The following is a 20,145-nucleotide window of genomic DNA, read 5'->3' as shown; positions in this document are numbered from 1 at the left end:
GTTTCTTGCGAATTCTTGGGCAGCGCAGGGTATCGGCCCTGTCGACCGTCCAGACAAAACGAAAGGTTGGAAGCCTGGCCTGAGCGAGCGGGGAACCGCTCGGCCAGACCAGGCCGCCAACCTCTTCGACACACGTGGCGTGTTCATCGGCACCGCTGCGTGGCAGCGGCGCCGAAGCATGCAACACGCCATGTACACCACTGGCCGGGCCGCTATTAGCGACGCAGGCCCAGGCGACCGATCAGGGCGCTGTAGCGAGTGGTGTCCTTGCCCTTCAGGTAATCCAGCAGCTTGCGACGCTGGTTGACCATACGGATCAGGCCACGACGGGAGTGGTGGTCTTTTTCGTTGGCCTTGAAGTGGCCTTGCAGCTTGTTGATGTTGGCGGTCAGCAGAGCAACCTGCACTTCCGGGCTACCGGTATCGCCGGCGGCTTGCTGGTATTGGGCAACGATCTGAGCTTTTTCTTCGACGCTGAGGGCCATGAGGCTTCTCCTGTAAACGGACCCCGCAAGCGGGTTCCAATAGGCCGAGGACGAATCCCCGTATTGATGTAAGAGGCCTGACCGTGCCTATTGACAGCCATCCTCGGATCCGCGGATCTGGGCCAAAGCCCCGGCCCGCGGTTTCGATCATTCCGATCGAATCAGTCGACGTGGCGCCACGCGCCCGTCCTCGCTCACCTCACCGATACCGATGAAGCGACCATCGTGATCCTGCACCCGAACCATGCCCTGCATGGGCGCATCGGGAGCCCGTACTGCCTGCCCATGCAACCAGTAGAAGGCACTGTGCTCGGACAGCCTGACCAGCGGCCAGTCGAGCAGCCCGCTGTCCGACGGCAGCAGGAAACGGTCGAGCGCCTCGCTGCCACCTTCGGCATGGGCGTGCTCGAGCGCTTCGAGCGTCACTGTCCTGGCCAGGTCGAACGGCCCGGCCTGGGTTCTGCGCAGCTGCGCGACATAGGCGCCACAGCCAAGCGCCTGGCCTATGTCCTCCACCAGGGTGCGGATATAGGTGCCCTTGCTGCAGCCGACCGATAGCGTGGCGCGAGTGCCCTCGAACTGAAGCAGTTCCAGGCGGCCAATAGTAACAGAACGCGCCTCGCGCTCCACTACCTCTCCTGCACGCGCAAGCTTGTACAACGGCTGGCCGTCGCGCTTGAGCGCCGAGTACATGGGCGGTACCTGGCTGATCTGGCCACGAAAACGCGGCAGCAGCGCTTCGACATCGGCGCGACCGACGGTCACCTCGCGGGTCTGCAGGACTTCGCCTTCGGCATCGGCCGTGCTAGTGGTCTGCCCCAACTGCATGACCGTCTCGTAGCCCTTGTCTGAATCGAGCAGGTACTGAGAGAACTTGGTCGCCTCGCCGAAGCACAGCGGCAAGACTCCGCTGGCCAATGGGTCGAGGCTGCCGGTATGACCGGCCTTCTCGGCATTGAGCAGCCAGCGGACTTTCTGCAGGGCCGCGTTGGAAGTGAAGCCCAGCGGCTTGTCGAGCAGGATGATGCCGCTGACATTGCGGCGGATACGTTTGACCTGGGCCACCCGTTACTCCTTGGTGTCCGGCTCGTCGGCATCCTGGTGCAAGCGGTCTTCGGCCACCGCACGCTCGATCAGCGCCGACAGATGGGCGCCGCGGCTGATGCTCTCGTCGAAATGGAAATGCAGCTGGGGCACGCTGCGCAGGTTCATCACCCGGCCCAGCTGCAGACGCAGGAAGCCTGCGGCATTGCCCAGCGCCTTGAGCGTCTGCTCGACGCCATCGGAGCCATCGGCGCCCATGACGGTGATGAATACCTTGGCATGACCGAGGTCACGGCTGACCTCGACGGCGGTGATGGTCACCAGGCCGACACGCGGGTCCTTGACTTCACGACGAATCAGCTCGGCCAGCTCGCGCTGCATCTGGTCGCCAATGCGTTGGGTACGGCTATATTCTTTTGCCATTGTTGCTACCTGTAACTAAAGCGGCAAACGCCCGGCCAGGCGCAATGCCTGACCGGGCGTTGTTTCCAGAAGCGGTCACCTGGCGCCAGGCGCGAAATGACCACTTCCCCTGCTCGTCGCTCAGAGCGTACGGGCCACCTGGACCTTCTCGAAGACTTCGATCTTGTCGCCGACCTTGACGTCGTTGTAGCTCTTGACGCCAATACCGCACTCCATGCCGGAGCGGACTTCGGCGGCGTCGTCCTTGAAGCGACGCAGCGATTCCAGTTCGCCCTCGAAGATCACCACGTCCTCGCGCAGCACGCGGATCGGACGGTTGCGATACACGGTGCCTTCGATGACCATGCAGCCGGCGATGGCGCCGAACTTCGGCGAACGGAACACGTCACGCACCTCGGCGACGCCCAGGATGTTCTCGCGAACATCGCTGCCGAGCATGCCGGTCAGGGCCTTCTTGACGTCCTCGATGATGTCGTAGATCACGTTGTAGTAACGCATGTCCAGACCTTCCTGCTCGACGATCTTGCGCGCGCCGGCATCGGCACGCACGTTGAAGCCGAACAGCACCGCATTGGACGCCAGGGCCAGGTTGGCGTCGCTTTCGGTGATACCACCGACGCCGCCACCGACCACGCGCACCTGCACTTCGTCGTTGCCCAGGCCGCCGAGCGAGCCTTGCAGCGCCTCGAGCGAACCACGCACATCGGTCTTGAGCACGATGTTGAGGGTCTTCTTCTCTTCCTGACCCATGGTCTCGAAGATGTTTTCCAGCTTGCCGGCATGGGCGCGGGCCAGCTTGACCTCGCGGTACTTGCCCTGGCGGAACAGCGCGACCTCACGGGCCTTCTTCTCGTCGGCGACCACCGACAGCTCGTCACCGGCTTCAGGCGTGCCGTCCAGGCCGAGGATCTCGACCGGAATCGACGGACCGGCTTCCTTCACGGGCTTGCCGTTCTCGTCGAGCATGGCACGCACGCGGCCATAGTTGGAGCCGCACAGGACCATGTCGCCCTGACGCAGGGTACCGTCCTGGACCAGGATGGTCGCCACCGGGCCACGGCCCTTGTCCAGGCGCGATTCGACCACGACACCACGACCCGGAGCGGTCGGGGTCGCCGTCAGCTCGAGGATCTCGGCCTGCAGCAGGACGGCTTCGAGCAGTTCGTCGACACCGGTACCCATCTTCGCCGAGACCTTGACGAACGGGGTGTCGCCACCCCAGTCCTCGGAGGTCACGCCTTCGACGGCCAGCTCGTTGCGGATGCGATCGATGTCGGCACCAGGCTTGTCGATCTTGTTCACCGCGACGACCAGCGGAACGCCAGCGGCCTTGGCATGCTGCACGGCCTCGCGGGTCTGCGGCATCACGCCGTCATCCGCCGCCACCACCAGGATGACGATGTCGGTGGCCTTGGCACCACGCGCACGCATCGCGGTGAACGCGGCGTGGCCCGGGGTATCCAGGAAGGTGACCATGCCACGGTCGGTCTCGACGTGGTAGGCACCGATGTGCTGGGTGATGCCACCGGCCTCGCCCGCGGCAACCTTGGCGCGACGAATGTAGTCGAGCAACGAGGTCTTGCCGTGGTCGACGTGGCCCATGACGGTCACTACCGGCGCACGGGACTCGGTCTCGCCTTCGAACTTCAGCGACTCGGCCAGGGAATCTTCCAGGGCGGTATCGCTGACCAGGGTGACCTTGTGGCCCAGCTCTTCGGCGACCAGCTGCGCGGTTTCGCGGTCGAGCACCTGGTTGATGGTGACCGGCGTGCCCAGCTTGAACATGAACTTGACGACTTCGGCGCCCTTGACCGACATCTGCTGTGCCAGCTCGGAAACCGTGATGGTCTCGCCGATGGTCACGTCACGGATGACCGGACCGGTCGGGTTCTGGAAACCATGCTGGTTGCGCTTCTTGGGCTTGCCCTTGCCACCGCGACCGCGACGGAAACCATCGCTTTCCTCGTCGGTGGTGCGCGGCGCGGCACGCGGCGTCGGAGCCTTTTCTTTCTCCTTGACCTTCACCTTGATCGACACGCGCGGCGCTTCGTTGCGGCGCTCGCCACGACGATCGTCCTCACGGGCACGATCCCCGCGACGGGCATCGTCCTTCTTGCGCTCGCCGCCACGATTGGCGGCATCGGCGGCGGCCGGTGCCTCGGCTGGCGCGGCTGCCGGTGCCGGCGCTGCCGGAGCTGCCTTGGGCGCAGCGGCCGCGGCCTGAGCGGCATCGCGACGCGCCTGCTCCTCGGCACGCTGGCGAGCTTCGGCCTCGGCCTTCTCGCGAGCAGCGTTCTCCGCCGCGCGGCGCTCTTCGAGCTCACGCTTCTGCTCGGCCTGGATTTCCTCCGGGCTGCGCTGGACGAATACTTTCTTCTTGCGTACTTCTACGCTGATGCTCTTGCTACCGGCGACACGCAGGGTGCTAGTGGTCTTGCGCTGCAAGGTAATCTTGCGCGGCTCCTGCGCCTTGCTCTTGTGGCCGCTCTTCAAGTGGCTCAGCAGAACCTGCTTTTCGTTGTCGGTCACTACCTGACCGGCGTCGGTGTGCGGCAGACCTGCCTCACGCATCTGCTGCAGCAGGCGCTCTACCGGTGCTTCGACCTCTTGGGCCAGTTCTTTCACCGTGACTTGCGTCATGCACTTCTCTCCTCAGGCCGCGCCAATTACTCAAACCAGTGGGCTCGGGCGGCCATGATCAACTTGCCGGCACGCTCTTCGTCGATGCCGTCGATGTCGAGCAGGTCGTCAATCGACTGCTCGGCCAGGTCTTCGCGGTTAACCACACCGCGCACCGCCAGTTCCGCCGCCAGGTCCTTGTCCATGCCCTCGAGCGAGAGCAGGTCTTCGGCTGGGTGTGCGTCTGCCAGTTTTTCCTCGGTAGCGATGGCCTTGGTCAACAAACGATCCTTGGCACGAGCGCGAAGCTCGTTGACGATGTCCTCGTCGAAGCCGTCGATGTTGAGCATTTCTTCCAACGGTACGTAGGCAATTTCTTCCAGGCTGGTAAAACCTTCGTCAACCAGTACTTGCGCCAGTTCTTCGTCGACTTCCAGCTCTTCGACGAAGTTGCGCAGGATGTCGCCAGTTTCGGCCTGCTGCTTGTCCTGGATGTCCTTCTCGGTCATCACGTTCAGGGTCCAGCCAGTCAGTTGACTGGCCAGGCGAACGTTCTGACCGCCGCGCCCGATGGCCTGGGCAAGATTGTCCTCGGCCACGGCGATGTCCATCGCGTGGGCATCCTCGTCGACGATGATCGCCGCGACTTCGGCCGGCGACATGGCGTTGATGACGAACTGCGCGGGGTTCTCGTCCCAGAGGACGATATCCACGCGCTCACCACCCAGCTCGCCGGACACCGCCTGCACACGCGAACCACGCATGCCGATGCAGGCGCCTTGCGGATCGATGCGCTTGTCCTTGGAACGAACGGCGATCTTGGCGCGCGAGCCCGGATCACGGGAAGCGGCCATCACCTCGATCAGGCCCTCGGCGATCTCGGGCACTTCGATGCGGAACAGCTCGATCAGCATCTGCGGAGCGGTACGCGACAGGATCAGCTGCGGACCACGGTTTTCGGTACGAATCTCCTTGAGCAGCGCACGCAGGCGCACGCCGACCCGGAAGGTTTCGCGGGCGATGATGTCCTCGCGTGCCAGCAGGGCCTCGGCGTTGTTGCCCAGGTCGACGATGACGTTGTCGCGGGTGACCTTCTTGACGGTACCGGAAATGATCTCGCCCACACGTTCGCGGTAGGCGTCGACCACCTGGGCGCGCTCGGCTTCGCGGACTTTCTGCACGATGACCTGCTTGGCGGTCTGGGCAGCGATACGACCGAACTCGATGGACTCGATCTTTTCCTCGATCACGTCGCCGACCTTGGCCTCTGGATGGGTCTCCCGGATCTTGCTCGGCCAGGTTTCGATGGCCGGATCGTCCAGGTCGTCTTCCTCGACCACGGTCCAGCGGCGGAACGTCTCGTAGTTGCCGGTATGGCGGTTGATCTCGACACGCAGGTCGACTTCGTCTTCAAAACGTTTCTTGGTTGCGGTAGCCAGCGCCACTTCCAGCGCTTCGAAAATGACGCCGGGCGGGACGCCCTTTTCGTTGGATACCGATTCAACAACCAGCAGTACTTCTTTGCTCATCGTACGCCTCGCCTTGCGCAAGCCATTCGGTCCGGACGTCGCTCCGGACCAGGCACGTCTCAGTCAAAACTGGGAATAATATTGGCCTTGTCGATCGAGTCGATCGGCAACAGGAACTCGTGATTGTCCACCTGGACCACCACGTCCTGATCCTCCACACCGCGGAGAAGGCCCTGGAAGTTGCGTCGACCCTCAAAAGGCGTACGCAGCTTTATCTTCACTTGTTCGCCGGCATGCGAAGCGAACTGTTCCAGCGAGAACAGTGGGCGATCCATGCCAGGAGAGGACACTTCGAGGGTGTATTCGGAGCTGATCGGATCTTCTACATCCAGGACGCCACTAACCTGGCGACTGACCACTTCGCAGTCGTCCACCAGGATCCCGCCTTCCTTGTCGATGTAGATACGCAGTACCGAATGCTTGCCTTGGGAGATGTACTCGATCCCCCAGCATTGATAGCCAAGACCCTCGACAACCGGGGCCAACAAGGCCTGCAACTGTTCTAGCTTGCTCGACACCTGAACCCCCTCGTGCATGCTGTGCAAATAAAAAATGGGCGAAACGCCCATCCCTGATACGCCGTAGGACAACGACGTTGAGAACTGATCAGCTAACAAAAAGCCCCTTTTGAAGGGGCTCCGCTGACAACTGGTTGCGGGGGCTGGATTTGAACCAACGACCTTCGGGTTATGAGCCCGACGAGCTACCAGACTGCTCCACCCCGCGTCAAAGCTGGAGCAAAAGTATAAGACCGAACCCTGCAAGGGTCAATCTGACCTTCCACCTGCAAGAAAGCCCGCTGTAGCGGGCTCTCATGCTTCAATTGGTACCGAGAAGGGGACTCGAACCCCTACACCCTATGGGCACAACCACCTCAAGGTTGCGTGTCTACCAATTCCACCACCTCGGCAATACGACTACTTGAAACCCGTTACTTCTGCTCTTCGGTCGAGGAAGGAACATCACTTTTTGGAGCGACGTCACTTTTCTGTTCCTGGAGCACCGGTACATCATCATTGACTGCCGGCTTCTGCTCTTTCACTTCGAGAACCGCTGGATCTGGAAGACCCGCCTGGTTCAGTTCTTGAGCTTTCTCCTTGGCGAAGTATCCTAACCCAAGCGCTGTCAAAAAGAAAGAGGCAGCAAGTATAGCAGTGATCTTACTCAGGAAAGTCGCGGAACCCTGGCTACCGAATACGGTATTCGAAGCACCCGCACCGAAGGAAGCCCCTGCTTCCGCGCCTTTACCTTGTTGCAGCAACACCAGAACAATTACACCGATGGCGCCCAACAGATGAAAAACAACTACGACTGTTTCCAGCATTTGTTCAGTTTCCTGCGGCGCGACAAATTGCACCGAATTCGTCTGCGTTCAGGGACGCTCCACCAATGAGCCCCCCATCGATATCCGGCATGCCAAACAGCTCGGCCGCATTGGCCGCCTTGACGCTGCCACCGTACAGGATCCGTACGCCGGAAGCGATCTCGGCATCCTTTGCCGCCAACTGCCCCCGGATGGCGGCGTGCACATCCTGGGCCTGCTGAGGCGTGGCCGTCAGGCCAGTACCGATGGCCCATACAGGCTCATAGGCGATGATCGCATTGGCAAAAGCCGTAACACCACATGTTTCGATGATACTGCCCAACTGACGCCCGACAACTTCCAGCGTCTTGCCTGCCTCGCGCTCGGTCAGCGTTTCGCCGACACAGAGCACTGGCTTCAAACCGCTTTGCTGGGCAGCTGCAAACTTGCGTCCAAGTACTTCGTCACTTTCGCCGATCAACTGGCGACGCTCCGAATGACCTATCAACACCAACTTGCAGCCTGCTTCAGCCAGCTGACTCGGTGCAACTTCGCCGGTCAGCGCGCCCTGCTCGGGCTGTACTGCAGAATTCTGTGCTCCAACGGCAATCCCCTTGCCCTGCAACGCATCGATCACCTGATTGATGAACAGTGCAGGCGGAAAAACCGCCACTTCGACATCGGCTGGAAGCGCCTGCCTTTCCAGGCCCGAGATCAGCTCAGCGACGCTGGCGCGGGTACCGTGCATTTTCCAGTTACCAGCTACCATGGGGCGACGCATGCCTTACCTCGTCGATCAAAGTGGGCGCAGATCTTACCCAACCCTGAAAGCGCTGGCAAGCGCCTTCACGCACAAACTTCCGCCACCAGCTTGGCCAGTGCCTCGGCATGCCCGCGCACCTGGCTTTCGTCATCGCCTTCGACCATCACCCGCACCAGCGGCTCGGTGCCGGACTTGCGCAGCAGCACGCGGCCACGACCAGCCATCGCCTCGGTGACCTCGGCACAGGCGCGCTTGACGTCCGGATGCTCCACGGGATCCACGTCGCTGCCGGAGAAGCGTACGTTGATCAGCACCTGCGGACACTTGCGCACGCCCTGGCGCGCCTGGGCGAGGGTCTCGCCACGGCGCTTGAGCGCCATCAGCACCTGCAGCGCGGCGATGATCGCATCGCCCGTGGTGGTATGGGCGCAGCAGACCACGTGGCCGGAGTTCTCACCGCCGAGCTGCCATTCGCGCTCGAGCAGCTCGGCCATCACGTAGCGGTCGCCGACCTTGGCGCGAGCGAAGGGGATGTCCAGCTCGCCGAGCGCCAGCTCCAGCCCCAGGTTGCTCATCAGGGTCCCGACCACGCCGCCCTGCAGCTTGCCGCGCTCCTTCAGGTCGCGGGCGATGATGAACAGCAGTTCGTCACCGTCGACGATCGCCCCGGTATGGTCGACCATCAGCACCCGATCGCCATCGCCGTCGAAGGCGATGCCCAGGTCGGCATGCCCCACCAGCACGGCAGCCTGCAGCGACTCGATATGGGTCGAGCCACAGTTCTCGTTGATGTTCAGGCCATCGGGCTGGGCGTGCAGCACGGTGACCTCTGCACCCAGCTCGCGAAACACGCTGGGCGCGACCTTGTAGGTAGCGCCATGGGCGCAGTCGACCACCAGCTTGAGGCCGGCGAAGTCGGTGCTGCTCGGCACGCTGCTCTTGCAGAACTCGATGTAGCGGCCGGCCGCGTCGTTGATCCGCGACACCTTGCCCAGCTTGCTCGAATCGACCACGTTCATCGGCTGGTCGAGCAGCTCCTCGATCATCTGCTCGACCTCGTCGGGCAGCTTGACCCCCTGCCCCGAGAAGAACTTGATGCCATTGTCATCATGCGGGTTGTGCGAGGCACTGATGACGATGCCCGCCTCGGCATGGAAGGTGCGGGTCAGGTAGGCGATGGCCGGGGTCGGCATCGGCCCTAGCAGCATCACGTCGGCGCCGGCGGCGGAAAGCCCTGCCTCCAGGGCGGATTCGAACATGTAGCCGGAAATGCGGGTGTCCTTGCCTACCAGCACCCGGCAGTTGCCCTGCTTGCGAAACGCCATGCCAGCGGCCCAGCCCAATTTGAGCATGAAGTCCGGAGTGATGGGATATTCGCCGACGCGGCCACGGATACCGTCGGTACCAAAGTATTTTCTGCTCATAAGGGCTCCAGATTCTTCTATTCGGCGTTCTGTACCGCAGCGATCATGCGTACCACATCGACGGTCTCGGCCACGTCATGCACGCGCAGGATGCTCGCGCCCTTGGTCATGGCCAATGCCGCCAATGCCAGGCTGCCGTGAAGGCGCTGTTCGACCGGACGATCGAGCGTCAGGCCGATCATGCTCTTGCGCGATACGCCCACCAGCAACGGCCGCCCCAGGCGGTACAAGGCTTCCATGTGCCTGAACAGGCTCAGGTTGTGCGCCAGCGTCTTGGCGAAACCGAACCCTGGATCGAGGATGATGCGCCCCGCATCGATGCCGGCAGCCGCGCAGGCAGCCATACGCTCTTCAAGATAGCGCGTGACTTCGAAGGTCACATCCTCGTAGTGAGGATTATTCTGCATGTCGCCCGGCTCGCCGCGCATGTGCATCAGGCACACCGGCAAGCCAGTGGCCGCCGCGGCGTCCAGGGCGCCATCGCGCTCCAGGGCACGCACATCGTTGATCAGCCCCGCGCCCAGGCGGGCCGCCTCGCGCATGACCGCTGGCGTAGAAGTATCCACCGAGACGATGACATCCAGCTGGCTGCCGATGGCCTCGACCATCGGCGCCACGCGTTCGAGCTCTTCGGTGACCGAGACCGGGCGAGCGCCAGGACGGGTGGACTCGCCACCGATGTCGACCAGCGTCGCGCCGGCGGCGACCATGGCCTCGGCATGGCGCAGGGCGGCATCGCGCGCGGCGAACCGCCCACCATCGGAGAAGGAGTCGGGAGTGACGTTGAGGATACCCATGACATGGGTGCGGGACAAATCAAGAACCCGGTTGCCGCAAGGCAACCGGGCCGGGTACTGCTGAGAGGTCATAGATGCCCTTAGTGTTGAGCCGCCGGACCGCCGATTGGCGACTCGGGACGGTCACCCTGAGGCGCGGTGGTGCCCGAAGGGCCTGCATCGTTGTCCCAGTCACGAGGTTCGCGTGGCGTGCGGCCTGCCATGATGTCGTCGATCTGATCGGCATCGATGGTTTCGTACTTCATCAGGGCCTCGGCCATGGCATCGAGCTTGTCACGGTTGTCGGTGAGGATCTGCTTGGCCGTGGCATAGCAATGGTCGATGATGCTGCGCACTTCCGAGTCGATCAGCTTGGCGGTCTCGCCCGAAACGCTGGCGTGCTGGCTCGCCGCGCTGCGGCCGAGGAACACTTCGCCCTCTTCCTCGGCGTACATCAGCGGGCCAAGCTTTTCGGAGAGGCCCCACTTGGTGACCATGTTGCGGGCGATCTGGCTGGCACGCATGATATCGTTGGACGCACCTGTGGTGACGCCATCGAAGCCCAGGGTCATCTCCTCGGCGATACGGCCGCCGTAGAGCGAGCAGATCTGGCTGATCAGGGCGCGCTTGGACAGGCTGTAGCGGTCTTCCTCGGGCAGGAACATGGTCACGCCCAGGGCTCGGCCACGGGGAATGATCGAAACCTTGTAGACCGGGTCGTGCTCGGGAACGATGCGCCCGACGATGGCGTGGCCCGCCTCGTGATAGGCCGTGTTCTGCTTTTCCTTCTCCGACATGACCATGGTCTTGCGCTCGGCGCCCATCATGATCTTGTCCTTGGCCAGCTCGAATTCCTTCATCTCGACCAGGCGCTTGCCAGCACGCGCGGCGAACAGCGAGGCCTCGTTGACCAGGTTGGCCAGATCGGCGCCGGAGAAGCCCGGCGTGCCGCGGGCGATGACGGCGGCATTGACGTTCTCGCCGATCGGCACCTTGCGCATGTGCACCTTGAGAATCTGCTCGCGACCGCGGATGTCCGGCAGGCCGACCACGACCTGGCGGTCGAAGCGGCCCGGACGCAGCAGCGCCGGGTCGAGCACGTCGGGACGGTTGGTGGCGGCGATGACGATGATGCCATCGTTCATCTCGAAGCCGTCCATTTCCACCAGCAGCTGGTTGAGCGTCTGCTCGCGCTCGTCGTGGCCACCGCCCATGCCAGCGCCACGATGGCGACCGACCGCATCGATCTCGTCGATGAAGATGATGCACGGGGCATGCTTCTTGGCCTGCTCGAACATGTCGCGGACACGGCTGGCGCCGACACCGACGAACATCTCGACGAAGTCGGAACCGGAAATGGTGAAGAACGGCACCTTGGCCTCACCAGCGATGGCCTTGGCCAGCAAGGTCTTGCCGGTACCGGGCGGGCCGACCATCAGCACGCCGCGCGGAATGCGGCCACCCAGACGCTGGAACTTGCCCGGGTCGCGCAGGAACTCGACCAGCTCGCCGACCTCTTCCTTGGCTTCGTCGCAGCCGGCGACGTCGGCCAGGGTGGTCTTGACCTGGTCTTCGGACAGCAGCCGCGCCTTGCTCTTGCCAAAGCTCATCGGGCCGCCCTTGCCGCCGGCACCGCCCTGCATCTGGCGCATGAAGAACATGAAGACGGCGATGATCACCAGGATCGGGAAGCTGGCCACCAGCAACTGGGTCCAGATGCTCTGCTGCTCGGGCTGCTTGCCTTCGATCACCACGCGATTGTCGACCAGGTCGCCGATCAGGCCGTTGTCGGCGATCGCCGGGCGAACGGTCTTGAAGGTATCGCCATCGGTGCGCTTGCCGGTGATGACGGCGCCGTCGACCGTGACACGCTCGACCTTACCGTCCTTGACTTGCTGGATGAAGTCAGAGTAGTTGAGGGTCTGCGGCTCGTTCGGGCTGGAGAAGTTGTTCATCACGGTCACGAGGACCGCCGCGATGATCAACCACAGGATCAGGTTCTTTGCCATGTCGTTCAATTAGCTACCCTCTGAGGTCCGGCGCACGACGCAGCCGTGCCTCGCATGATATTCACCGACCTAACTTACTACATTACCTACGCATTCGCAGGCACCGTCTGTAACCCTTTGTGAAACCTAGCCTACACGAAGATCCGACAAACCCGTCAGAAAACGCCGATTGGAAATAACTATCATCCAATCACCAACCCCTTGCGGGGCCCTGGCTCTAGCCTTTCCAGCCCCTGGCCAGGAGGTATTGCTCGCGGGAGCGGTCGCGCGATGACGACGGCTTGCGCATCTGCACCTTGTCGAACTTGCTGCGGACATCCTTGAGATACTGGTCGAAGCCTTCCCCCTGGAAGATCTTGATCAGGAAATCGCCTCCAGGTTTCAACACGCGACCGGCAAGATCCAGGGCGAGCTCGCAAAGGAACATGGCGCGCGGCATGTCGACCTCGGGCGTTCCACTCATATTGGGGGCCATGTCGGAAATCACAAGGTCCACATGCGAATCGCCGACCGCCTGCAGGATCTGCTCGAGCACCTCGTCCTGGGTGAAGTCGCCCTGGATGAAGGTCACGTCGGGAATGCTGTCCATCTCCAGGATGTCCGAAGCGATCAGCCGGCCTTGCCCACCGATCAGACGACTGGTCACCTGCGACCAGCCGCCGGGAGCAGCGCCCAGGTCGATCACGCTCATGCCAGGCCGGATGAGGCGGTCCTTTTCCTGAATCTCCAGCAGCTTGTAGCTGGCGCGCGAACGGTAGCCGTCCTTCTGCGCCTGCTTCACGAAAGGATCGTTGAAATGCTCTCTCAGCCAGTTATGGCTGCTCTTGGAACGTTGCGCCACGGGGCACCTCGATGATATGCGTCTGGATTGACTGGGCGGAGCCACGGGCCCTCGGGTAAAATGCCGGTCAATTTTACAGAATCAGACGAAAAGGGTCAGATTATGCCGCTCAATAACGAGCAGAAGAAGCAGTACAAGTCCATTGGTCATGACCTCAAGCCCGTCCTGATCGTCGCCGGCAATGGGGTGAACGAAGGCGTGGTGGCCGAATTGGAGCGCGCCCTGGCTGATCACGAGCTGATCAAGGTGGAGATCCGCTCCGAAGATCGCGAAGAGCGTGCGGCGGCCATCGCCGAACTGTGCAAGGTCGGCCGCGCCGAGCTGGTGCAGACCATCGGCAAGAAAGCCCTGATCTACCGCAAGAACCCGCAACCGAACAAGCAGCTGTCGAACGTCCACCGTTACAAGTAACCGGTGGAGCCCCTCAGCGGCGCGGCGCGCGCGCCCTGACGGGGACCGGTTGGGCCACCAGCACGATGCCGGCGAAGCCCAGCGCCAGGAAGCAGAACATCTGCCACCGCTCACCCACGGCGATGCCGTAGCGCAGCGTGTAGTACGTCACGCAGGCGGTGAAGCCCAGCAACAGCATCTGCCCACGGAACTGACGCCACCAGGCGGACAGGCCGTCGACCCGCGCCAGCACCGCCAGCTGGATCATCAGCCCGAGCCACGCCACGCCGACCAGCCAACGGTCGATCTGCGCGGCGACGTCCTGTACCAGCAAGGGTGCCAGGCCGCTGACCTTGAGCGCCGGCACCAGCCCGACGTGAAATACCCACAGGCCGCCAACCCAGAATACCTGGGCCAGCTGCCAGAGGATCCCCTCGAGCGATGGCGCCCGCAAGCGCCGGTCAGATGTGTTTGACTTCGACAATCTCGTACTCGACCGTCCCGTTGGGCGTCTGGACCACCACGGTGTCACCTTCTTCCTTGCCGATGATGGCGCGGGCGATCGGTGCACTGTTCGAGAGCTTGCCCTTCTTCACGTCGGCTTCGTCCTCGCCGACGATCTGGTAGGTCACCTGCTCGCCGGTCTCGGTGTTCTCGAGGTCCACGGTGGTACCGAAGATCACCTTGCCGGTATGGGCGATGGTGGTGACATCGATCACCACCGAGTTTTGCAGGCGCCCTTCGATGTCACGGATCCGCGCCTCGACCATGCCCTGCTCTTCGCGAGCGGCATGGTATTCGGCGTTCTCCTTGAGGTCGCCGAGCTCACGCGCTTCGCCGATCGCCTGGCTCAGGCGCGGGCGCTCGGTCTTGCTCAGGAACAACAGCTCCTCTTCCAGGGCGCGGGCACCCTGGACGGTCATCGGGTACTTGGTCATGCTCATGCTTTGAGTCCTGCATGCAGATCCTGCAAGCGGCGAACGGTCTTCTCGGGGCCGAACTTCAGCGCTTCGCAGATGGCTTCACCAGCCGCAATGGTAGTCGTGCAGTAGATCTTGTGCTGCAGCGCATTGCGACGAATCGAGTAGGAATCGGCAATCGACTGGCGGCCTTCGGTGGTGTTGATGATCAGCGACACCTCGTCGTTCTTGATCATGTCGACCACGTGCGGGCGGCCTTCGGTCACCTTGTTCACACGGCGTACTTTCAGGCCGGCTGCCTCGATGACCTTGGCGGTCCCGGCGGTCGCGACCACTTCGAAGCCCAGGGCGATCAGGTCGCGGGCGACGCCAGCCACCTGCGGCTTGTCGTCGTCGCGCACACTGATGAAGGCGGTGCCGCCGGTCGGCAGCACTTCGCTGGCGCCCATCTGGGCCTTGGCGAAGGCTTCGCCGAAGCTGTCGCCCACGCCCATGACTTCACCCGTGGATTTCATCTCAGGACCGAGGATCGGGTCAACCCCGGGGAACTTGGCGAACGGGAAGACGGCTTCCTTGACGCTGTAGAAGTTCGGGATGATTTCCTCGGTGAAGCCCAGTTCCTTGAGCGACTTGCCGGCCATCACGCGGGCCGCGATCATCGCCAGGGAAGTGCCGATGCACTTGGAGACGAACGGCACGGTACGCGAGGCGCGCGGGTTGACTTCGATCACGTAGATCTTGTCGCCCTGCAGGGCCAGCTGCACGTTCATCAGGCCGATCACGCCCAGTTCCAGGGCCATCTTGCGCACTTGCTCGCGCACTTCGTCCTGGACTTCCTTGCTCAGCGAGTAAGGCGGCAGCGAGCACGCCGAGTCGCCGGAGTGCACGCCGGCCTGCTCGATGTGCTGCATGATCGCGCCGATCACCACGTCGGTGCCGTCGCAGACCGCGTCGACATCCATCTCGATGGCGCAGTTGAGGAAGTGGTCGAGCAGTACGGGGCTATCGTTAGAGACCTGGACCGCCTCGCGCAGGTAGCGCTTGAGCTCTTCGGGCTCGTAGACGATTTCCATGGCGCGCCCGCCCAGTACGTACGAGGGGCGCACGACCAGCGGATAGCCGATGCTGGCCGCGGCACGGATCGCCTCGTCTTCGCTGCGCACGGTAGCGTTTGGCGGCTGCAGCAGGTTCAGGCGCTGGACCATCTGCTGGAAGCGCTCGCGGTCTTCGGCACGGTCGATGGCGTCCGGGCTGGTACCGATGATCGGTACGCCAGCCTCTTCCAAGGCGCGCGCCAGCTTCAGCGGGGTCTGGCCGCCGTAGTGGACGATGACGCCCTTGGGCTTCTCGACGCGGCAGATTTCCAGCACGTCTTCCAGGGTCAGCGGCTCGAAGTAGAGGCGATCGGACGTGTCGTAGTCGGTGGAAACGGTTTCCGGGTTGCAGTTGACCATGATGGTCTCGTAGCCATCGTCACGCAGCGCCAGGGCTGCGTGCACGCAGCAGTAGTCGAACTCGATGCCCTGGCCGATACGGTTGGGACCACCGCCGAGGATCATGATCTTGTCGCGATCGGACGGGTTGGCCTCGCACTCCTCCTCGTAGGTCGAATACAGGTAGGCGGTGTCGGTGGCGAACTCGGCGGCGCAGGTGTCGACGCGCTTGTACACCGGCAGCACTTCCAGCTTGTGGCGGTGACGGCGCAGGTTCTTGTCGGTGATGCCGAGCAGCTTGGCCAGACGCTGGTCGGAGAAGCCCTTGCGCTTGAGGCGGCGCATCAGCGCGGCGTCGATGTCGGCCAGGCCCAGGGTCTTGACCTTCTCCTCGTCCTTGATCAGGTCTTCGATCTGCACCAGGAACCAGTGGTCGATGCTGGTCAGGGCGAAGATCTCGTCGCGGCTCATGCCGGCACGGAAGGCATCGGCCACGTACCAGATGCGCTCGGCGCCCGGCACGGTCAGCTCACGCTTGAGGATGTTGGCGGCTTCCGGACTGGCCAGGTCGACCTTCGGGTCGAGGCCGCAGGCGCCGACTTCCAGGCCGCGCAGGGCCTTTTGCAGCGACTCCTGGAAGGTCCGGCCGATGGCCATGACTTCGCCAACGGATTTCATCTGGGTGGTCAGGCGGGCATCGGCCTTGGGGAATTTCTCGAAGGCGAAGCGTGGCAGCTTGGTGACCACATAGTCGATCGACGGCTCGAACGAAGCCGGGGTACGACCACCGGTGATGTCGTTCTGCAGCTCGTCGAGGGTGTAGCCGACCGCAAGCTTGGCGGCGATCTTGGCGATCGGGAAGCCGGTGGCCTTCGAGGCCAGCGCCGAGGAACGCGACACGCGCGGGTTCATCTCGATGACGACCATGCGGCCGGTGTTCGGGCAGATGCCGAACTGCACGTTGGAACCACCGGTTTCAACGCCGATCTCGCGCAGCACCGCCAGCGAGGCGTTGCGCATGATCTGGTATTCCTTGTCGGTCAGGGTCTGCGCCGGCGCGACGGTGATCGAGTCACCGGTGTGGACGCCCATCGGGTCGAAGTTCTCGATCGAGCAGACGATGATGCAGTTGTCCTTCTTGTCGCGGACCACCTCCATCTCGTATTCCTTCCAGCCAATCAGCGATTCGTCGATCAGCAGCTCCTTGGTCGGCGACAGGTCCAGGCCGCGGGCGCAGATTTCCTCGAATTCTTCACGGTTGTAGGCGATGCCGCCACCGGTACCGCCCATGGTGAAGGACGGACGGATGATGCATGGGAAGCCCAGGCGCTCGAGCACCGCGTTGGCTTCTTCCATGCTGTGGGCGATGCCGGAGCGCGGGCACTCCAGGCCGATGGCCTTCATCGCCTTGTCGAAGCGCGAACGGTCTTCGGCCTTGTCGATGGTGTCGGCGTTGGCGCCGATCATTTCCACCCCGAACTGCTCCAGCACGCCATGGCGCTCGAGGTCCAGGGCGCAGTTGAGCGCGGTCTGGCCACCCATGGTCGGCAGCAGCGCGTCAGGACGCTCCTTCTCGATGATCTTGGCCACCGACTGCCATTTGATCGGCTCGATGTAGGTGGCATCGGCCATGGCCGGGTCGGTCATGATGGTGGCCGGGTTGGAGTTCACCAGGATGACGCGGAAACCTTCCTCGCGCAGGGCCTTGCAAGCCTGGGCGCCGGAATAGTCGAACTCGCAGGCCTGGCCGATCACGATCGGGCCAGCGCCGAGAATCAGGATGCTTTTGATGTCTGTACGTTTTGGCATGGGTTGTCACTCAAATCCGCGGGTCAGTCGGCAAGCCGTCTTGGACAATCTTGGTCAGGCGCGTCCGGACGCGGCAACCTGCCACGTCCGGGGCCTTGTCGCAGGATGCTTAGCGGCGCTTGGCCATGGCATCGATGAAGCGGTCGAACAGCGGCGCGACGTCGGTCGGCCCCGGGCTCGCCTCAGGGTGGCCCTGGAAGCTGAACGCGCTCTTGTCGGTACGCTCGATCCCCTGCAGGGTACCGTCGAACAGCGACTTGTGGATGGCGCGGACATTGCCCGGCAAGGTGGCTTCGTCGACGGCGAAACCGTGGTTCTGGCTGGTGATCATCACCACGCCGGAGTCAAGGTCCTGCACCGGGTGGTTGGCGCCATGGTGGCCATGGCCCATCTTGACGGTCTTGGCACCGGAAGCCAGGGCCAGCAGCTGGTGGCCCAGACAAATACCGAACACCGGGATGTCGGTCTCGAGGATGTCCTTGATTGCCTGGATCGCGTAGTCGCACGGCTCGGGATCGCCAGGGCCATTGGACAGGAACACGCCGTCGGGACTGAGCGCGAGCACTTCGCTCGCCGGGGTCTGCGCCGGCACCACGGTCAGGCGGCAGCCGCGATCGACCAGCATGCGCAGGATGTTCACCTTGACGCCGTAGTCGTAGGCGACCACGTGATGCGGCAGCTTGGCGGCATCGATCTCCGGATGGCTGTCGGTCTCCAGCTTCCAGACACCGGAGCGCCACTCGTAGCGATCCTTGGTGCTGACCACCTTGGCCAGGTCCATGCCCTTGAGGCCGGGGAACTCGCGCGCGGCGGCGATCGCGGCTTCTTCGCTGATATCGTCGCCTGCCAGGATGCAGCCGTTCTGCGCGCCCTTTTCACGCAGGATACGGGTCAGGCGACGGGTGTCGATGCCGGCGATCGCCACCACGTTGTTGGCCTTGAGATAGTCAGGCAACGACTGGGTGTTGCGCCAGTTGCTGGCCAGCAGCGGCAGGTCGCGGATCACCAGGCCGGCCGACCAGACGCGGTTGGATTCGGCATCCTCGGCGGTGGTGCCGGTGTTACCGATATGCGGATAGGTCAGGGTGACGATCTGCTGGGCGTAGGAAGGGTCCGTAAGAATTTCCTGGTAGCCGGTCATTGCGGTGTTGAACACCACCTCACCAACGGTCTGACCGTCGGCTCCGATGGCTTCACCGCGAAAAATGCTGCCATCGGCAAGGGCGAGTATGGCTGGCTTAGTCAAGAAGACCTCCCGTAAATCAAGCCTGAAAGGGCGATCGCAGGTTGCAAAAAAGCGGAATGACGTATGGACACGTCACTCCGCTTTTCTATGCTGATTCATCTGCGCGCTTTTAGTGGACACACTAAAGCTGTAGCTTACAGGAATGGGTGTTTTGGGTCTACCGGATATGTGCCTTGGATGCAGTGGATTGCGACATTGGCTCAATGAAGGGAGCGGGAGGTGGCCGTTTTCGTAAAGCGAGGCATGGGGAGCGGTGACATCGAGCCTGCCGGGGTTGCGCAGCAGCCCTCGGTTCCCGCTCCTTCGCTCCCCCACCTTCAACGCAGCTCCAACACATCCTGCATGTCGTACAACCCGGGCGCGCGCCCATCGAGCCACAACGCGGCACGCACCGCACCCTTGGCGAAGGTCATGCGGCTGGAGGCCTTGTGGGTGATCTCCACGCGCTCGCCTTCGGCGGCGAACAGTACTGTGTGGTCACCGACCACGTCGCCCGCCCTCACCGTGGCAAAGCCGATGGTCTGGCGGTCGCGGGCGCCGGTCTGGCCTTCGCGGCCGTACACCGCCACCTGCTGCAGGTCACGCCCCAGTGCCTGGGCCACTACCTCACCCATGCGCAGCGCAGTCCCCGACGGAGCATCCACCTTGTGGCGGTGATGCGCCTCGAGGATCTCGATGTCCACATCGTCACCCAGGACCCGCGCCGCCGTGTCTAGCAGCTTCAGGCACAGGTTGACGCCGACGCTGAAGTTGGCGGCGAAGACGATCGGAATTTCCTTGCCCGCCTCGGCCAACAACGCTTTTTCTTCCGAAGTGAAGCCGGTGGTCCCGATGACCATGGCCTTGCCCGCCTTGCGGCAGAACGCCAGGTTCTTCAAGGTGACCGAAGGATGGGTGAAATCGATCAGCACGTCGAATTCGTCGGCGACCTTGGCCAGATCGCCACACAGCGGCACGCCGATCCGCCCAAGCGCCGCCAGTTCGCCAGCATCGGCGCCCACCAGCGAACTGTCGGGCTTGTCGATGGCTGCCGTGAGGCCGGCTACCGGAGCTTGCTGCTGCACGGCCTCGACCAGGGTCTTGCCCATGCGCCCAGCGGCTCCCATCACTGCAATACGTCGCATAACCAGT

Annotated in this window: 18 protein-coding genes and 2 tRNA genes; 1 reads left to right on the top strand and 19 read right to left on the bottom strand. The window is 63.0% G+C overall.

The window, feature by feature from the left end:
- Nucleotides 1-215: 215 nt before the first annotated feature.
- From rpsO to rlmE, 14 genes are all read right to left on the bottom strand, one after another.
- The gene (rpsO, locus tag ACY8GK_RS19195) at nucleotides 216-485 is read right to left on the bottom strand and encodes a 30S ribosomal protein S15 (RefSeq protein ID WP_196177960.1); all 270 of its coding nucleotides are present in this window, start codon (nucleotides 483-485) and stop codon (nucleotides 216-218) included.
- Nucleotides 486-632: 147 nt separating this feature from the next.
- Nucleotides 633-1,550, bottom strand: a complete 918-nt coding sequence (truB, locus tag ACY8GK_RS19190) for a tRNA pseudouridine(55) synthase TruB (RefSeq protein WP_196177962.1) — start codon at nucleotides 1,548-1,550, stop codon at nucleotides 633-635.
- Between the two features lie 3 nt (nucleotides 1,551-1,553).
- Nucleotides 1,554-1,952: a 30S ribosome-binding factor RbfA gene (gene rbfA / locus ACY8GK_RS19185; RefSeq protein ID WP_196177964.1), complete on the bottom strand. Its 399-nt coding sequence runs from the start codon at nucleotides 1,950-1,952 to the stop codon at nucleotides 1,554-1,556.
- A gap of 120 nt (nucleotides 1,953-2,072) precedes the next feature.
- Nucleotides 2,073-4,592, bottom strand: coding sequence for a translation initiation factor IF-2 (gene infB, locus ACY8GK_RS19180; protein WP_196177966.1), 2,520 nt, complete (start codon nucleotides 4,590-4,592; stop codon nucleotides 2,073-2,075).
- 26 nt (nucleotides 4,593-4,618) lie between these two features.
- Nucleotides 4,619-6,100 carry a transcription termination factor NusA gene (gene nusA, locus ACY8GK_RS19175; protein WP_196177968.1) on the bottom strand — a complete coding sequence of 494 codons (1,482 nt, stop codon included), beginning with the start codon at nucleotides 6,098-6,100 and terminating at the stop codon, nucleotides 4,619-4,621.
- 59 nt (nucleotides 6,101-6,159) lie between these two features.
- Nucleotides 6,160-6,618, bottom strand: coding sequence for a ribosome maturation factor RimP (rimP, locus tag ACY8GK_RS19170; RefSeq protein WP_196177970.1), 459 nt, complete (start codon nucleotides 6,616-6,618; stop codon nucleotides 6,160-6,162).
- Between the two features lie 131 nt (nucleotides 6,619-6,749).
- Nucleotides 6,750-6,826: transfer RNA gene (locus tag ACY8GK_RS19165), tRNA-Met, on the bottom strand.
- A gap of 98 nt (nucleotides 6,827-6,924) precedes the next feature.
- Nucleotides 6,925-7,010: transfer RNA gene (locus ACY8GK_RS19160), tRNA-Leu, on the bottom strand.
- Between the two features lie 21 nt (nucleotides 7,011-7,031).
- Nucleotides 7,032-7,424, bottom strand: coding sequence for a preprotein translocase subunit SecG (gene secG, locus ACY8GK_RS19155; protein ID WP_196177972.1), 393 nt, complete (start codon nucleotides 7,422-7,424; stop codon nucleotides 7,032-7,034).
- Nucleotides 7,425-7,428: 4 nt separating this feature from the next.
- Nucleotides 7,429-8,184, bottom strand: coding sequence for a triose-phosphate isomerase (gene tpiA, locus ACY8GK_RS19150; RefSeq protein ID WP_196177974.1), 756 nt, complete (start codon nucleotides 8,182-8,184; stop codon nucleotides 7,429-7,431).
- 65 nt (nucleotides 8,185-8,249) lie between these two features.
- Nucleotides 8,250-9,590: a phosphoglucosamine mutase gene (gene glmM / locus ACY8GK_RS19145; RefSeq protein ID WP_462401828.1), complete on the bottom strand. Its 1,341-nt coding sequence runs from the start codon at nucleotides 9,588-9,590 to the stop codon at nucleotides 8,250-8,252.
- 17 nt (nucleotides 9,591-9,607) lie between these two features.
- Complete coding sequence (gene folP / locus ACY8GK_RS19140) at nucleotides 9,608-10,459, bottom strand: dihydropteroate synthase (RefSeq protein WP_196177977.1); 852 nt, start codon at nucleotides 10,457-10,459, stop codon at nucleotides 9,608-9,610.
- Nucleotides 10,460-10,467: 8 nt separating this feature from the next.
- Nucleotides 10,468-12,375: an ATP-dependent zinc metalloprotease FtsH gene (gene ftsH, locus ACY8GK_RS19135; protein WP_196178336.1), complete on the bottom strand. Its 1,908-nt coding sequence runs from the start codon at nucleotides 12,373-12,375 to the stop codon at nucleotides 10,468-10,470.
- 217 nt (nucleotides 12,376-12,592) lie between these two features.
- Nucleotides 12,593-13,216 carry a 23S rRNA (uridine(2552)-2'-O)-methyltransferase RlmE gene (gene rlmE, locus ACY8GK_RS19130; RefSeq protein WP_196177979.1) on the bottom strand — a complete coding sequence of 208 codons (624 nt, stop codon included), beginning with the start codon at nucleotides 13,214-13,216 and terminating at the stop codon, nucleotides 12,593-12,595.
- Nucleotides 13,217-13,318: 102 nt separating this feature from the next.
- On the opposite strand from rlmE, the gene ACY8GK_RS19125 reads away from it, so the two are divergent.
- Nucleotides 13,319-13,627: a YhbY family RNA-binding protein gene (locus ACY8GK_RS19125; RefSeq protein WP_060392475.1), complete on the top strand. Its 309-nt coding sequence runs from the start codon at nucleotides 13,319-13,321 to the stop codon at nucleotides 13,625-13,627.
- Between the two features lie 13 nt (nucleotides 13,628-13,640).
- Here the strand turns inward: ACY8GK_RS19125 and ACY8GK_RS19120 are convergent, their stop codons facing one another.
- The 5 genes from ACY8GK_RS19120 to dapB all read right to left on the bottom strand — a co-directional run bounded on the left by ACY8GK_RS19120 (nucleotide 13,641) and on the right by dapB (nucleotide 20,138).
- Complete coding sequence (locus tag ACY8GK_RS19120) at nucleotides 13,641-14,090, bottom strand: MFS transporter (RefSeq protein ID WP_462401827.1); 450 nt, start codon at nucleotides 14,088-14,090, stop codon at nucleotides 13,641-13,643.
- Nucleotides 14,068-14,550: a transcription elongation factor GreA gene (greA, locus tag ACY8GK_RS19115; RefSeq protein WP_462401826.1), complete on the bottom strand. Its 483-nt coding sequence runs from the start codon at nucleotides 14,548-14,550 to the stop codon at nucleotides 14,068-14,070. Before greA ends, ACY8GK_RS19120 begins: the two co-directional genes overlap by 23 nt.
- Nucleotides 14,547-17,768, bottom strand: coding sequence for a carbamoyl-phosphate synthase large subunit (gene carB / locus ACY8GK_RS19110; protein WP_196177985.1), 3,222 nt, complete (start codon nucleotides 17,766-17,768; stop codon nucleotides 14,547-14,549). Before carB ends, greA begins: the two co-directional genes overlap by 4 nt.
- Nucleotides 17,769-17,877: 109 nt before the next feature.
- Complete coding sequence (gene carA, locus ACY8GK_RS19105; protein WP_462401825.1) at nucleotides 17,878-19,014, bottom strand: glutamine-hydrolyzing carbamoyl-phosphate synthase small subunit; 1,137 nt, start codon at nucleotides 19,012-19,014, stop codon at nucleotides 17,878-17,880.
- A gap of 317 nt (nucleotides 19,015-19,331) precedes the next feature.
- The gene (dapB, locus tag ACY8GK_RS19100; RefSeq protein WP_196177990.1) at nucleotides 19,332-20,138 is read right to left on the bottom strand and encodes a 4-hydroxy-tetrahydrodipicolinate reductase; all 807 of its coding nucleotides are present in this window, start codon (nucleotides 20,136-20,138) and stop codon (nucleotides 19,332-19,334) included.
- Nucleotides 20,139-20,145 lie beyond the last annotated feature (7 nt).

The organism is Pseudomonas sp. Marseille-QA0332, assembly GCF_054950175.1.
The sequence above is the reverse complement of the archived record's forward strand: the minus strand, read 5'-3'. Positions and strand labels throughout refer to the sequence as shown.